This window comes from Halomonas sp. (assembly GCF_041689495.1).
Lineage (GTDB): Bacteria > Pseudomonadota > Gammaproteobacteria > Pseudomonadales > Halomonadaceae > Halomonas.
In genome coordinates this window covers 1-14,053 of record NZ_JBDNGD010000011.1, presented here as the reverse complement: position 1 = coordinate 14,053, position 14,053 = coordinate 1, and the positions used below count along the sequence as shown (strand labels likewise).

Annotated in this window: 13 protein-coding genes; 10 read left to right on the top strand and 3 right to left on the bottom strand. The window is 63.4% G+C overall.

All coding sequences use genetic code 11. From position 1 onward, the window contains the following. On the bottom strand, positions 1-181 hold a 181-nt coding region (locus tag ACESMD_RS00405), incomplete at its 3' end, for a hypothetical protein (protein ID WP_372609326.1). A gap of 46 nt (positions 182-227) precedes the next feature. Here ACESMD_RS00405 and ACESMD_RS00400 point away from each other — a divergent pair. Further along, complete coding sequence (locus ACESMD_RS00400) at positions 228-662, top strand: HutD family protein (RefSeq protein WP_372609325.1); 435 nt, start codon at positions 228-230, stop codon at positions 660-662. Here the strand turns inward: ACESMD_RS00400 and ACESMD_RS00395 are convergent. Further along, complete coding sequence (locus ACESMD_RS00395) at positions 623-1,981, bottom strand: formimidoylglutamate deiminase (protein ID WP_372609324.1); 1,359 nt, start codon at positions 1,979-1,981, stop codon at positions 623-625. The genes ACESMD_RS00400 and ACESMD_RS00395 overlap by 40 nt on opposite strands. Positions 1,982-2,068: 87 nt before the next feature. Between ACESMD_RS00395 and hutI the strand changes: the two genes are divergently transcribed. The 4 genes from hutI to hutU are packed head-to-tail and all read left to right on the top strand — an operon-like array spanning position 2,069 to position 7,294. Beyond that, a complete protein-coding gene (gene hutI, locus ACESMD_RS00390; protein WP_372609323.1) occupies positions 2,069-3,280 on the top strand; it encodes an imidazolonepropionase in 1,212 nt (403 codons plus the stop codon). Next, positions 3,277-4,815: a histidine ammonia-lyase gene (gene hutH / locus ACESMD_RS00385; protein WP_372609322.1), complete on the top strand. Its 1,539-nt coding sequence runs from the start codon at positions 3,277-3,279 to the stop codon at positions 4,813-4,815. The genes hutI and hutH overlap by 4 nt, the downstream gene beginning before the upstream one ends. After that, positions 4,812-5,624: an N-formylglutamate deformylase gene (hutG, locus tag ACESMD_RS00380; protein ID WP_372609321.1), complete on the top strand. Its 813-nt coding sequence runs from the start codon at positions 4,812-4,814 to the stop codon at positions 5,622-5,624. Before hutH ends, hutG begins: the two co-directional genes overlap by 4 nt. After that, the gene (gene hutU, locus ACESMD_RS00375) at positions 5,621-7,294 is read left to right on the top strand and encodes a urocanate hydratase (protein ID WP_372609320.1); all 1,674 of its coding nucleotides are present in this window, start codon (positions 5,621-5,623) and stop codon (positions 7,292-7,294) included. The genes hutG and hutU overlap by 4 nt, the downstream gene beginning before the upstream one ends. A 40-nt stretch (positions 7,295-7,334) precedes the next feature. On the opposite strand, the gene ACESMD_RS00370 is transcribed toward hutU, so the two are convergent. After that, positions 7,335-8,024: a UTRA domain-containing protein gene (locus ACESMD_RS00370; RefSeq protein ID WP_372609319.1), complete on the bottom strand. Its 690-nt coding sequence runs from the start codon at positions 8,022-8,024 to the stop codon at positions 7,335-7,337. Positions 8,025-8,221: 197 nt separating this feature from the next. Here ACESMD_RS00370 and ACESMD_RS00365 point away from each other — a divergent pair, with 197 nt between their 5' ends. From ACESMD_RS00365 to ACESMD_RS00345, 5 genes are all read left to right on the top strand, one after another. Then, positions 8,222-8,383: a hypothetical protein gene (locus tag ACESMD_RS00365; RefSeq protein ID WP_372609318.1), complete on the top strand. Its 162-nt coding sequence runs from the start codon at positions 8,222-8,224 to the stop codon at positions 8,381-8,383. A gap of 334 nt (positions 8,384-8,717) precedes the next feature. Further along, complete coding sequence (locus ACESMD_RS00360) at positions 8,718-9,803, top strand: TRAP transporter substrate-binding protein (RefSeq protein ID WP_372609317.1); 1,086 nt, start codon at positions 8,718-8,720, stop codon at positions 9,801-9,803. A 60-nt stretch (positions 9,804-9,863) separates the two neighbouring features. Further along, positions 9,864-10,361, top strand: coding sequence for a TRAP transporter small permease subunit (locus ACESMD_RS00355; RefSeq protein WP_372609316.1), 498 nt, complete (start codon positions 9,864-9,866; stop codon positions 10,359-10,361). Continuing rightward, positions 10,358-11,908, top strand: coding sequence for a TRAP transporter large permease subunit (locus tag ACESMD_RS00350; protein WP_372609315.1), 1,551 nt, complete (start codon positions 10,358-10,360; stop codon positions 11,906-11,908). The genes ACESMD_RS00355 and ACESMD_RS00350 overlap by 4 nt, the downstream gene beginning before the upstream one ends. A gap of 341 nt (positions 11,909-12,249) precedes the next feature. Then, a complete protein-coding gene (locus ACESMD_RS00345) occupies positions 12,250-13,920 on the top strand; it encodes an AAA family ATPase (RefSeq protein ID WP_372609314.1) in 1,671 nt (556 codons plus the stop codon). Positions 13,921-14,053: the final 133 nt, after the last annotated feature.

Below are 14,053 nucleotides of genomic sequence, written 5' to 3'. Positions count from 1 at the left end.
CTTCGCTTTCGACGACGTAGTTTGGATTCGGCCCCGTTGCCACCGTCTCGACAAGCTTTCCGGAATCCAGCGAGACGACGCTGATGCCGCCCCCCATGGGATGAGTCGAGACGGCATAGCGACCATCGGCCGTCACCAGCATATGGGCGCAGCTGTTCCCGGCCGAGCAGGCTCGGATCATCCAGCTTCTCGTCCGGCGCGTCACCGTTACCGCCGCAGGACTTGAGGTGGACATCCTGCGCCGTATCCTGACGGTGGTATCGGGGGCGGGGATGGACCTTGTGCATCCCGGCGGCGCCTTGCGCGCCGCTCTTTTCGAGCCAGTGGAATTTGACGGAGGGCTGGCCGTCTCGTCGCGGCTGCTGGACGGGCCATTGACAGATTTCAACCTGATGTTCGATCCCGCACTATGCGACGGCGCCGCGCGCGTGCGGCGCGGACCGGAACAGGGCGCAGTGATCCCGCAGCCAAGCGGTCTCACCGCGCTGCATGTCCTGTCGGGACGCCCCCGGATGGACGGGCAGGCGCTGGCCACGGCAGACACCGTTTTCACGGCGGTGCCCGCCGATCTGGCGCTGGCAGAGGGCGACGCCGTCCTCGAGATTACCTTGCGATATCTCGATCAGAGCGACGCCATCAAACTGGCCATCGCGGCGCGATAACGCGCGACGATCTGATCGCGCGCAATGTGCCGCCCGCCTTTGACCGCATGGCGCCCCGCGGACCAGACATCGGTGACGACGCTGTCCTTCGCGGCAAAGGCAAGGCCATCCAGCAGCTGTGACTGTTGCAAGGCGACCAGAGCCGGATCCGTGCTGTCGATCGCCACCAGATCCGCCAGCTGTCCGACCTCAATAGTGCCGGCCTTGCGCCCCAGCGCCTGCGCGCCGCCGCGCGCGGCACCGGTGTAGAGCACCTCGCCGACGGACCCTTCGCCGACCACCATGACGTTGCGCGCCACGTCGCGCAGGCGCTGGGAGTACTCCAGCGTGCGCAGTTCCTCAGTCAGCGAAATCAGCACGTTGGAGTCCGATCCGATGCCGAATGCGCCGCCTGCCTGCAAATAGGCGGGGCCGTTGAACGGGCCGTCGCCAAGATTGGCCTCGGTTATCGGGCACAGGCCAGCCACGGCGCCAGAGGCGGCCATGGCGCGTGTCTCGGCGTCCGTCATGTGGGTCGCGTGGATCAGGCACCATTCGCGCGCGACCTTGGCGTTGGCCAACAGCCATTCAACGGGCCGCGCGCCCAGCCAGCCTTCGATATCGGCGACCTCCTTGGGCTGCTCGGCGATGTGGATATGCACCGGGCCGCCCTCATGTGCGTCCAGCGCAGCGGCCAGATCACCCGGCGATGTGGCGCGCAGCGAATGGGGCGCGATACCGACGCGGCAATCGCCGGGTAGCGCCGAGACGGCATGGCGCGCTCGCGCGACCAGCTCGCCAAAGCGATCGACGCAATTGCCGAACCGCGCCTGTCCGGCCTGCAAATCGGCCTGCCCCGCACCGCCATAGGTATAGAGCACCGGCAGATGCGTCAGGCCGATGCCCGTCGTCTGCGCAGCGGCGGCGATGCACGCCGACAGCTCGCCCAGATCCGCATAAGGCGCGCCACCCGGCTGGTGATGCAGATAGTGAAACTCGCCCACGCTGGCATAGCCGGCCTCCTGCATCTGAAGAAAGACAAAGGCGGCAATCGCCTCGATATGCTCAGGGCTAAGATGTGCGGTGAAGCGATACATCAGGTCGCGCCATGTCCAGAAGCTGTCCTTGCCGGCCATCCGGTATTCGGTCATGCCCGCCATCGCTCGCTGAAAGCTGTGGCTGTGCAGGTTAGCGAGGCTGGGCAGAAGCGTGTCAACGCGGGTATCGCCGAGCTGCGCCGATGCGTCCGGCACCGCGTCTGTGATCGTGCCCGCCTCTATGCTAAGTCGCACATCGCGGGCCCATCCGTCCGCCAGAAGCGCCTGTTTTGCGAAAATCATTTGACCGCCTTTCGGAATTTTATGTATAGACATATAATGCAAGGGCCTACGCTGGAACAGCGAAAACTCAGCCATTCGGGACAGTATATGACAGATCTCAGTACCCTCTACGTCGATTTGACGGCCGCCACGATGACCCCGAATGGCGAGGCTTATGGGCTGATCCCAAACGCGGCCATAGCCACCAAGGGCGGACGTATTGCATGGGCCGGGCCGCTGCCGGATCTGCCTGCCGCGTATGAGGGCGCGGCCCGCACCAGTCTGGGCGGGCGCCTCGTCACGCCCGGCCTGATCGACTGCCACACCCATATCGTGCATGGCGGCGACCGCGCGGCCGAATTCGAGATGCGGCTGAACGGCGCCAGCTACGAGGAGGTCGCGCGCGCCGGGGGCGGCATCGTATCGACGGTGACTGCGACGCGCGCGGCGGATCTGGATGATCTGATTGCCAGCGCCCTGCCGCGCGTCGACGCCCTGCTGGCCGAGGGTGTCACTGTACTGGAGATCAAATCCGGCTACGGGCTGGACCGCGAGACGGAGCTGCGGATGATGCGCGCGGCGCGCGCGATCGAACATCAGCGGCCTGTGCGGGTCTTGACTACCTTTCTCGGCGCCCATGCGGTGCCCGCCGAATATAAGGGCAGGCCGGACGCCTATATCGACGAGGTTTGCATCCCCGCCCTGCGCGCCGCCCATGCCGAAGGGCTGGTCGATGCGGTCGATGGCTTTTGCGAAGGGATCGCATTCTTGCCGGACCAGATCGCGCGCGTCTTTGACGTGGCGCAGGAGCTGGGCCTGCCGGTCAAGCTGCATGCCGAGCAGCTGTCCAATCTGGGCGGCGCGAAACTGGCCGCACGCTATGGCGCGCTGTCCGCCGATCATATCGAATATCTGGACGAGGACGGCGTCATCGCCATGGCGGGCGCCGGCACCATTGCCGTCATTCTGCCCGGCGCGTTCTACACGCTGCGCGAAACGCAGGCACCGCCCATCGCGGCCTTGCGCCAGCACGGCGTGCCCATGGCGCTGGCCAGCGATTGCAATCCCGGCTCATCGCCGATGACGTCGCTTTTGCTGACGATGAACATGGCCTGCACCCTCTTCCGCATGACGCCCGAGGAGGCGCTGACAGGCGTCACGCGCCACGCCGCCGCTGCCCTTGGCCTCAATGATTGTGGCCAGATCGCCGCCGGAATGCGCGCCGATCTGGCGGTCTGGGATGTAAAAACCCCCGCCGAGCTGGCGTATCGCATCGGCTTCAATCCAGCTCATTCCCGCATTTTCGGAGGCATTTCGTGACCACGCTTACCCTGACGCCCGGCGCCGTTACCGTGGATCATCTGGCGCAGGTCTACTGGTCCGAGGAGTCCGTGCGCCTTGATCCGGCCTGCCGCCCCGATATCGAGCGGGCGCATGCCTGCATCGCGCGGGCCGTGGCCGGAACGGATGCAGTTTACGGCGTGAACACCGGCTTTGGCAAGCTGGCCAGCGTTCAGATCGCGCCCGAGGATACCGCGACCCTCCAGCGCAACCTGATCCTGTCGCATTGCTGCGGCGTCGGCGATGCGATCCCGCGCCGCCATGCGCGGCTGCTGATGGCGCTGAAGCTGCTCAGCCTCGGGCGCGGCGCGTCCGGCGTGCGGCTGGAGCTGGTCGATCTTCTGGAGGCGATGCTTTCGAAGGGCGTGACGCCTGTGATCCCGGCCCAAGGCTCGGCCGGCGCATCTGGCGATCTGGCCCCGCTGGCGCATATGGCCGCCGCAATGATGGGCCACGGCGAGGCCGAGTATGAGGGCCGCGTGATGCCGGGTGCGGGCGCGCTGGCCGCCGCTGGCCTGACGCCGGTTGAGCTGGGCCCAAAAGAAGGCCTCGCGCTGATAAATGGCACGCAATTTTCCACGGCCTTCGCGCTGGCCGGCCTTTTCGGCGCGTGGCGCGGTGCGCATTCGGCGCTGGTGACATCGGCGCTGTCCACGGACGCGATCATGGGCTCGACCGCCCCGCTGCATCCTGAAATCCACGCGCTGCGCGGCCATCGAGGCCAGATCGAGGCCAGCGAGACGATGCGCGCGCTGCTGGCCGGATCGGAAATCCGCGAGAGCCATGTGGATTGCGATGCCCGCGTGCAGGACCCCTATTGCATCCGCTGCCAGCCGCAGGTCACGGGCGCAGCGATGGACGTGCTGCGCATGGCCGCCAAGACGCTGGAGATCGAGGCCAATGCGGCCACCGACAATCCGCTGGTTCTGGTGGGCGCCGATCTGATCGTGTCGGGCGGGAATTTCCACGCCGAGCCAGTGGGTTTTGCCGCCGACATGATCGCGCTGGCCATCGCCGAGATCGGCGCCATCGCCCAGCGCCGTGTCGCGCTGATCGTCGATCCGGTTCTCAGCTTCAACTTGCCGCCGTTCCTGACGCCGCGCCCCGGCCTGAACTCGGGCTATATGATCGCCGAAGTCACCACTGCCGCGCTAATGAGCGAGAACAAGCATCTGGCGAACCCTTGCGTGACCGACAGCACACCCACCTCCGCCAATCAGGAGGACCATGTCAGCATGGCCGCGCATGGCGCGCGCCGCCTGATGCCGATGCTGGACAATCTAAACCGCATTCTGGGGGTGGAGCTGCTATGCGCGGCGCAGGGCATCGATTTCCGCGCGCCTCTGGCGACCAGCGCGGCTCTGCAGCGCGTTGTCGCGCGCGTGCGCGAAGAGGTCGAGACGCTGGGCGATGATCGCTACATGGCCCCTGATCTGGAGCGCGCGGCGCAGATGATCGCGAGCGGTGCCATCATTGATGCCACATCCATCAATTTGCCGGAGTTAAACGAATGACACCTGTTGAGACCACACGCGGAGATAGCCCAATCGTCATCGGCCTGCCGCATACCGGCACTCATGTGCCACAAGACGTGCTTGCGGATCTCAACGCGCGCGGACGCGAGCTTGCCGATACCGACTGGCACATCCACACCCTTTATAATGGCCTTCTGCCCGGCGCGACGACGGTGCGTGCGACGCACCATCGCTATGTCATCGACGTCAATCGGGATCCGTCGGGCATGTCGCTTTATCCGGGCCAGAATACCACCGGCCTCGTGCCGCTGACCGACTTTGACGGTCATGACATCTGGAACAGCGCGCCAGACTCGGATGAGATCGAGGCGCGCCGCATCGCCTATCACGCACCCTATCATGGTGCCATGCGTGCCGAGATGGACCGTGTGCGCGCGATCCACGGGATCGCCATCCACTATGACTGTCATTCGATACGATCACAGATCCCCTTCCTCTTCGACGGCACACTGCCAGATTTCAACATCGGCACCGACAATGGCACGACGTGCAATCCGTCTATCGAGGAAGCTGTGCGAGAGGTCTGCGCAGATGCCGAAGGCTTCAGCCATGTTCTCAACGGTCGCTTCAGAGGAGGCTGGACCACGCGCCACTATAGCCAGCCCGAGCAGAGCTTCCACACGATCCAGATGGAGCTGGCCCAGTCCGCATACCTAGCCGTCGAGGCCGCGCCTTGGACCTATGACACCGCCAAGGCGGAGCGCCTACGCACCCATCTGCGCAAGATCCTGACCACATTGGCCAATCTGGCCCTGACCCTGTCCAAAACACCCGGAGGCACCACATGAGCGATGATCCCCGCAAGAACACCCGCGACGTCTATCCCGCGACCGGATCTGAGATCACCGCCAAGAGCTGGATGACCGAGGCGCCCATGCGGATGCTGATGAACAATCTGCATCCTGACGTGGCCGAGAACCCGCATGAACTGGTCGTTTATGGCGGTATCGGGCGCGCCGCGCGCACCTGGGCCGACTTTGACCAGATCGTCGCCAGCCTCAAGGAGCTGGAAGAGGACCAGACGCTGCTGGTTCAGTCTGGCAAGCCTGTGGGCGTGTTCCAGACGCATAAGGACGCGCCGCGCGTTCTGATCGCCAACAGCAATCTGGTGCCGCATTGGGCGACGTGGGACCACTTCAACGAGCTGGATAAGAAGGGTCTGGCGATGTATGGCCAGATGACCGCCGGATCTTGGATTTATATCGGTAGCCAAGGCATCGTGCAGGGCACTTACGAGACGTTCGTCGAGGCGGGCCGCCAGCATTATGATGGCTCGCTCAAGGGCAAGTGGATCCTGACGGGTGGCCTTGGCGGTATGGGCGGCGCGCAGCCACTGGCGGCCGTGATGGCCAGCGCCTGCTGCCTTGCGGTGGAGTGCAACCCCGACAGCATAGATTTCCGCCTGCGCACCCGCTATGTCGACGAGCGGGCCGATACGCTGGACGACGCGCTGGAGATGATTGAGCGCTGGACTGCGGCGGGCGAGGCAAAATCCGTGGGCCTGCTGGGCAACGCCGCTGACGTATTCCCCGAGCTCGTGAGGCGCGGCGTGCGTCCCGATATCGTCACCGACCAGACCAGCGCGCATGACCCGATCAACGGCTATCTGCCGCAGGGCTGGACCATGGCCCAGTGGCGCGAGAAGCGTGAGAGCGATCCGAAGAGCGTCGAGAAAGCCGCGCGCGCGTCGATGAAAACGCATGTCGCCGCAATGGTCGATTTCTGGAACGCGGGCGTGCCGACGCTGGATTATGGCAACAATATCCGGCAGGTCGCCTTGGAGGAGGGCTTGGAGAATGCCTTCGCGTTCCCCGGATTTGTGCCCGCTTATATCCGTCCACTGTTTTGCCGGGGTATCGGTCCGTTCCGCTGGGTGGCCCTGTCGGGCGATCCCGAGGACATCTACAAGACCGACGCCAAGGTCAAAGAGATCCTGTCCGAGGACACGCATCTGCACAACTGGCTGGATATGGCACGCGAGCGCATCAGCTTCCAAGGCTTGCCCGCGCGCATCTGCTGGGTCGGCCTTGGCGTGCGTCATAAACTCGGCCTCGCCTTCAATGAGATGGTGCGCAACGGGGAGCTGAGCGCGCCTATCGTGATCGGGCGCGACCATCTGGACTCAGGCTCCGTCGCGTCGCCCAATCGCGAGACGGAGGCAATGAAGGACGGCTCGGATGCCGTATCGGACTGGCCGCTGCTGAACGCATTGCTGAACACCGCGTCCGGCGCGACATGGGTGTCGCTGCATCACGGCGGCGGTGTCGGCATGGGATTTAGCCAACACTCCGGCATGGTGATCTGCTGTGACGGCAGCGAGGACGCGGACCGCCGCATCGCCCGTGTGCTGTGGAATGACCCAGCAACCGGCGTGATGCGCCACGCCGATGCGGGCTACGACGATGCGCTGGACTGCGCCCGCGAGAACGGGCTGAACCTGCCGGGCATCCTCAAGTGATCCGGGTGCCCCGGTCCCCATCAGGCTGGGGCGCACGCGCCTAGTAGCGCGTCGTCATGCGATGGCCGGGCCGGTAGGCCAGCCTCACATAGGTGATCGCGCGCTCCTCAAACCACGTGGCGCGTTCGATCGTAAACAGCGGATCACCCAGCCGACTGCCCAGAAAGTCGGCCAGCCGCGCGTCCGCAAGCGTGGCGGAAAAGCTGATCTCGGCATTGGAAAAGGGGATCGTCGCGACCAACCACTCGTTCGGGCCGGATTGGATAAAATCGGCCTTTTCGGCCTGCGGCAAGGTCGCGAGGCTGATCCAGCGATCCTCGTGCTGATAGGGATCATCGTCCGCATAGTGCATACAGACAAGGTGCAGGGCGCGCGCGCCATCGTCCAGATTCAGCCGCTCGCGCAGCCAGTCAGGCGTCTGCTCGACACTGCGCGCGGCCAGTGAATAGCGATATTCGGCGCCCTTCTCCTCGATCTCGCGGCGCACCAGCGGGATGTCGAACCGCGCCTGCCGGATCGGACTGGCCCGCACCCGTGTGCCCGCCTTGCGGCGCCGCTCGATAATTCCATCATCCGCCAATTCGCGCATCGCGCGGTTCACCGTCGCGCGCGCACAGCCATAGATGTCCGCCAGCTCGATCTCGTTCGGCATCAGACTGCCCGGCTGCCAATGGCCTTTGGTGATCTTGGACAGGATGTCTGCCTTGATCTCCCTGTAAGTGGATTTCATGGATGTGCCCTCATAAGATTGCATCAAAAGGCTTATAGTCTGCATTTTATCCCGTACCAAGTGCGCGCACACCCAAGCAGAGCCGCAGGCGATCCAAACGACGGCGCAGCAGCCTGCGCTTGCCAGCCTAAACGGATGTTGTCGCGGCGAATATAAAACGAGAGATGCGAAAATTTACCCCAACAAAAATGGAGTGAATGACGGCAGTCCTGTCGATCATTCTGAAACGTGTGATGGTCGGCTGCTCGGCCCTCTTTGTCGTGACCGTCATCATCTTCGGCGCGACCGAGCACAGACTCAAAGCATTTCGCGCGAATTGCGATCTGACCCGATCTCTGACCGAGCGGTATCTGTCGTAGCTGGGCGGCATGCAGGCGGTGGTCAAGCGTGGCTCGGGGCAGCAGTTTGCGCCAGACTCCTCCCTGGCAAAGCTCGATTCTTCGGAGGCGGCAAGGCGCGTTACAGGTCGCGAAATTGCACATCCATGGCGGATAGGGCTATACCCGTGACGTCCCGTTAGAGCGCTGCTTGGGCGGTCCGCAGATTTTCCACATCCAAGAGGGATCGCCAGCAATCCCCGCGCATGATCATCGCGCGGGGATTGCTGGATTGACGTTTATATGTCTAGACTAAGGAAGAAGTCCGACACAGTTATAAAAACGGACGCGACAGACACCCAACAAGGAGAGCCCCATGCAAAGACGTAAATTCCTTCAGGCCGGCGCAGTCGGCGCTGCCGCAACGGCGCTGGCCAGCCCGGCAATCGCGCAGGACAAGCGCCAGTGGAAGATGGTCACGGCATGGCCCAAGAACCTGCCCGGTCCGGGCGTGGCGGCGCAGAACCTCGCCGACCGGATCACCGCGCTGTCCGGCGGCCGAATCGAGGTCAAGCTGTACGCTGCAGGCGAGCTGGTGCCGGGGCCGGGCGTGTTCGACGCCGTCAGCGAGGGGACGGCCGAGCTTTATCACGCCGTGCCCGCCTATTGGGGCTCCAAGTCCAAAGGCATCCTGCTGTTCGGCTCGCAGCCCTTTGGCCTGCGCGCGGACGAGCAATTCGGCTGGCTGGCGTATGGTGGCGGTCAGGCGCTCTATGACGAAATGTATGGTCGCTTTGGCATCAAGCCGTTCCTGTGCGGCAATTCCGGCCCGCAATGGGGCGGCTGGTTCCGCAACGAGCTGAACTCGGCCGAGGATCTCAAGGGGATGAAATTCCGCACGACGGGCCTTGCCTCGGAGATGATGACCAAGCTGGGCGTCGCCGCTCAAGCGATGAGCGGACCGGCCATGTTCCAGGCGCTGCAAACCGGCGCGCTGGATGCGGGCGAATTCATCGGTCCCTGGACCGATTCCGCGCTGGGATTCTATCAGGTGGCCAAGAATTACTACTGGCCCGGCGTCGGCGAGCCGTCATCGGCAGAAGAGTGCGGCGTCAACAGCGCGGCCTATGCCGAGCTGCCCGACGATCTGAAACAGGCCGTCAGCTTTGCCTGCGAGAGCCTCTACAATCCGGTTTGGACGGAATACACGACCAAGCACGCCATCGCGCTGAAATCGCTGGTCGAAGAGCAGGGCGTCATGGTCAGGATGTTCCCCGAGGATGTCATCACCGCGATGGGCAAAGCCGCGAAAGAGGTGATCGACGAGCTGCGCCAGAACGACGACGAGTTGGTCAAGCGCATCACCGAGAGCTTTGTCAGTTATCGCGACAGCGTCGGCGGCTATATGACCTATGCTGATAACGGCCAGATGAACGCCCGTGCCGATCTTTTCGGCTATTGATCCGGCTGCGGTGCGCAGGACCATCCGCGCACCGCTCTGGCCAAGGGGACAGACACGCTCATGATCCGCATCGCCGCAGCGATCGACAGTCTCAATTCCGGCGTTGCGCATGTGGTGCGATGGCTGGCCCTCTTCATGGTGCTGATCCAGTTCGCCATCGTGGTCGGGCGCTATGTCTTTGGCGTCAATTCCATCGCCGCGCAGGAAAGCGTGCTCTACTTTCACGCCACGCTCTTCATGCTGGGCGCCGGCTATACGCTGCTGGTGGACAAGCATGTCCGCGTCGACGTGTTCTTTGCCAAGCTCGGCGCGCAGGGCCAGCGGCGGATCGATATCTTTGGCCATCTGTTCCTGCTGCTGCCGTCGATGGCGGCGCTGCTCTACTGGTCCTGGCCCTCGGTCCGCAATTCGTGGAAGATCCTTGAAGGGCCGATTTCAGTGGGCGGTATCGAGGCGGTGTTCCTGCTCAAGACCCTGATCCCGCTGTTTTGCATCCTCATTATGCTTCAGGCGATTGCGCTTTTGATCCGGCTTTTGTCTGCGAAAGCGCCGCAATGACCGAATATCTCGACCTGATCATGTTCGTGGCCCTGATGGTCGCTATCTTGTCGGGTTTTCCGGTGTCGTTCAGCATTGCGGGCGTCGGCATCGGCTTTGCCTATCTGGGCTGGATGCTGGGGGTGATGGACATCTCTCTGCTGGGGTCGATGGGCCAGCGTGTGTTCGGTCTGATCAGCAATCAGGTGCTGATCGCTATCCCGCTCTTCGTGCTGATGGGCGCACTACTGGAGAAGAGCCGCATCGCCGAGGAATTGCTGGACACGATGGGGCGGCTCTTTGGCCAGCTGCGCGGCGGCCTCGGCGTCTCGGTTGTGCTGGTCGGCGCATTGCTGGCGGCCTCCACCGGCATCGTCGGCGCGACCGTGGTGGCGATGGGCATGATCGCCCTGCCCACGATGCTGCGCACCGGATACAATCCGCGCGTGGCCAGCGGGATCGTCTGCACCGCCGGGACGCTGGGGCAGATCATCCCGCCTTCGACGCTGCTGATCATCCTCGCCGATGTCATGTCCAATGCCTTTCAGCAGGCACAATACGAGCAGGGAAAATTCTCGGTCGAGGCACTGTCGGTCGGGCAGTTCTTTGCCGCGGCCATCGTGCCGGGGCTGCTGCTGGTATGCCTCTACCTGATCTATATTCTGGTGCGCGGAGTCCTGCGCCCGCAGGATATGCCGCCCGCCGCACTAGACCAGCCGAGGCCGGATCGCACTGAGGTGATCGGCGCGATCATACCGCCGATCCTGCTGATTTTTGCCGTTCTGGGCGCCATTCTGGGCGGCATCGCCACCCCGACAGAGGCGGCGTCGGTCGGCGCTATCGGCGCGCTGTTGATGACCGGGATCCGGCTGGGCATCAGTCGCAAGCTCATCCTGCTGGGCACGGCGGCGCTGGTGGCACTGGGAGTATTCGCCGGGCTTTTCCCCGTGCGCCTGCAACGCAGCGATCTGGAGCTGGGCTCGTATATCGCTGGCGGGCTCTATGTGCTACTGGCCATCGTCGGCGGGCTCGCTATCGCGCTGGCCTTACGCTCGGCGCTGCGCAATGACGTGGTGCAAGAAGCGGTTAATTCCACACTCACCATGACAGCGATGATCTTTGCCACCATCCTTGCGGCCGGGATCTTCTCGCTGGTGTTCATCGGGCTTGGCGGCGAAGAGCGGGTGGCGCATCTGCTGCTCAGCATGCCGGGCGGGCCGACCGGGGCGCTGGTCTTCAGCATGGTGTTCATCTTCGTCCTGGGGTTCTTCCTCGATTTCGTGGAGATCTCGGTCATCCTGCTGCCGCTGGTCGTGCCGCCGCTGATCGTCATGGGCCACGATCCGATCTGGCTGGGCATTCTGATCGCGATCAATCTACAGACCAGCTTCCTCACGCCGCCCTTCGGTTTTTCGCTGTTCTACCTGCGCGGTGCCGCCCCGAAGGAGGTGACAACGGGCCATATTTACGCGGGCGTCGTTCCGTTCATTGGCTTGCAGGCCGTGGGGGTTCTGCTGATCTGGTTTGTCCCAGCTTTGGCGACTTGGCTGCCATCTGTCATTTTCTAGGCTGGACGGCAGCGCCACTTTGGCCGTGTGAGTAAAAGTAGGCCCGCAATATACCATGATCTATCTCTGTCACGACGTATTACTGCCGCCATCCAGACCGTGAAAACCACTTTTGCAAACCTGCCGCACAAAGACCTGCGCTCAATTCTGCTGCGCGAACAGTCAACGAGGTAGCGCCAGACCAATGCGAACCAGCCTCAGCCAAGCCAGTGAGGCCCCGCTGCCCTGCGCCCCAAGTTCCCTCCGGCCTGGGCAACGGCCATTGCGGCTTGCCGCGGGCGGAGTTGATCGGACTCGCGGAAAAGCTGCTCGAAGTTCCAGCGGCATTGATCGAGAGCGCCATGCTGGAAGAGCTTGCAGAGGGCACGGTGACCACAGACAAGGTTGGCGATGCCGACTGCATTTTCCTGACAGGACTTTACCAAGCAGAGCGCGCAATCGCGGAGCATTTGGGCCGGATCCGCAAAGGCCCCCTGCCCTGGCCCGAAATCGATGCCGACAAAGCTCTGCCTTGGATCGAGCAGAAGACGGGACTCACCCTTGCGGCCAGCCAGGCCAAGGCCGTTCGCCTGGCTCTCACTTCAAAGGTCATGGTGATCACCGGTGGCCCCGGTGTGGGCAAGACGACGATCGTGAACTCTATCCTGCGCATCCTGGCGGCCAAGTCGGTGAAGCTATTGCTCTGCGCGCCCACCGGCCGCGCTGCCAAGCGCATGACGGAAGCCAAGACCATTCACCGGCTGCTGGAATTCGATCCAAAGGCGTTTGGTTTCAAGCGTAACGACGAAAACCCGCTCAACTGTGATCTGCTGGTGATAGACGAGAGCTCGATGGTCGACGTGCTGCTAATGCAGTCTCTCATGAAGGCTGTGCCGACCGCAGCTGCGCTGCTGATCGTGGGCGACATTGAGCAGCTACCTTCGGTCGGTCCCAGTCAGGTTTTGGCGGACGTCATCGGTTCTGGCGCCGTGCCAATGGCCCGGCTGACCGAGGTGTTCCGGCAGGCTGCGCAGAGTAAGATCATCACCACGGCGCATGCCATCAATGCAGGGCACATACCAGATCTTACCCCGCCTGAAGGGGAAACTGACTTTTACTTCGTGCCTGCAGCCGATCCGGAACAGGCGGTGCCGCGGATCGTAGAGCTGGTCGCCAAGCGCATCCCACGCCGCTTCGGCTTCGATCCGATTAAAGACATCCAGGTCCTCTGCCCGATGAACCGTGGCGGTGTGGGCGCACGGTCGCTAAACATTGGGCTTCAGGCGGCCCTGAATCCCGCAGGGGACAAGAAAGTAGAGCGCTTCGGTTGGACCTTCGCGCCAGGCGACAAGGTCATGCAAATCGAAAACGACTATGACAAGGACTGGTCTTGTCGCGGTTTAGTTCCGGTGGTGAACGACGCCGAGGCCGCATCTGTCCGCCAGATCTTCCAGCGGTTTGTCGAACTGGGCTCCGCCAACGTACTGGCCCGCGAATTAAGACGCGACGAGTTTCGTAACAAGCAGGGCACGCTGATCGACAAGGGCTACCTCTACCGTCTGCTCAACAATCGCGTCTATCGCGGTGAGCCCTTCCACAAGGGCACGGCTTACCCCGGGGAGCACGACGCCATCATCGACCAAGATCTCTGGGATCGGGTCCATGCCATCCTGCGGGAAAGCCCCCGCAAACGTGCCAACAACAGCCGGTCGCGGACCCCCGCTCTTCTGAAGGGGCTGATCTTCAGCGACACCGGCGCCGCCATGACACCCACCAGCACCAAGAAGGGCGCGAAGCTTTACCGCTACTACGTGTCGATGGACGTGATCCGGAACCGCGAGACCGGCGAAGAAACCGCACCGATGCGGCTGGCCGCCGGAATGGTCGAGGATGCCGTCGTGACCGAGGTCCGCCGCATTCTGCAGACGCCGGAGGTCGTGACGCAGGTGCTCGCTGCCCTGAAAAAGGAACAGGATGCGGCGTCCGAGGCCGACGCCATCGCGGCGCTGCATGAGTTCAGCGCGCCATGGTGAACCGGGCCGGGAACTTCCAGCTTGCGCACGATGGCATGGGTGGTCGTATCCACCACATACAGCAGGCCGGTGCTCTGCTGATCGGCCGCGGACTTTTCTCCGCCACCGTGATGGGCCGCGTGTTCGTCTTCCG

What these genes read in the sequence shown, in the direction of transcription:
- ACESMD_RS00395 (WP_372609324.1), bottom strand. Translation starts at nt 1,981, where the DNA reads ATGATTTTCGCAAAACAGGCGCTTCTGGCGGACGGATGGGCCCGCGAT.
- hutI (WP_372609323.1), top strand. Translation starts at nt 2,069, where the DNA reads ATGACAGATCTCAGTACCCTCTACGTCGATTTGACGGCCGCCACGATG.
- hutG (WP_372609321.1), top strand. Translation starts at nt 4,812, where the DNA reads ATGACACCTGTTGAGACCACACGCGGAGATAGCCCAATCGTCATCGGC.
- hutU (WP_372609320.1), top strand. Translation starts at nt 5,621, where the DNA reads ATGAGCGATGATCCCCGCAAGAACACCCGCGACGTCTATCCCGCGACC.
- ACESMD_RS00370 (WP_372609319.1), bottom strand. Translation starts at nt 8,024, where the DNA reads ATGAAATCCACTTACAGGGAGATCAAGGCAGACATCCTGTCCAAGATC.
- ACESMD_RS00365 (WP_372609318.1), top strand. Translation starts at nt 8,222, where the DNA reads ATGACGGCAGTCCTGTCGATCATTCTGAAACGTGTGATGGTCGGCTGC.
- ACESMD_RS00360 (WP_372609317.1), top strand. Translation starts at nt 8,718, where the DNA reads ATGCAAAGACGTAAATTCCTTCAGGCCGGCGCAGTCGGCGCTGCCGCA.
- ACESMD_RS00355 (WP_372609316.1), top strand. Translation starts at nt 9,864, where the DNA reads ATGATCCGCATCGCCGCAGCGATCGACAGTCTCAATTCCGGCGTTGCG.
- ACESMD_RS00350 (WP_372609315.1), top strand. Translation starts at nt 10,358, where the DNA reads ATGACCGAATATCTCGACCTGATCATGTTCGTGGCCCTGATGGTCGCT.
- ACESMD_RS00345 (WP_372609314.1), top strand. Translation starts at nt 12,250, where the DNA reads ATGCTGGAAGAGCTTGCAGAGGGCACGGTGACCACAGACAAGGTTGGC.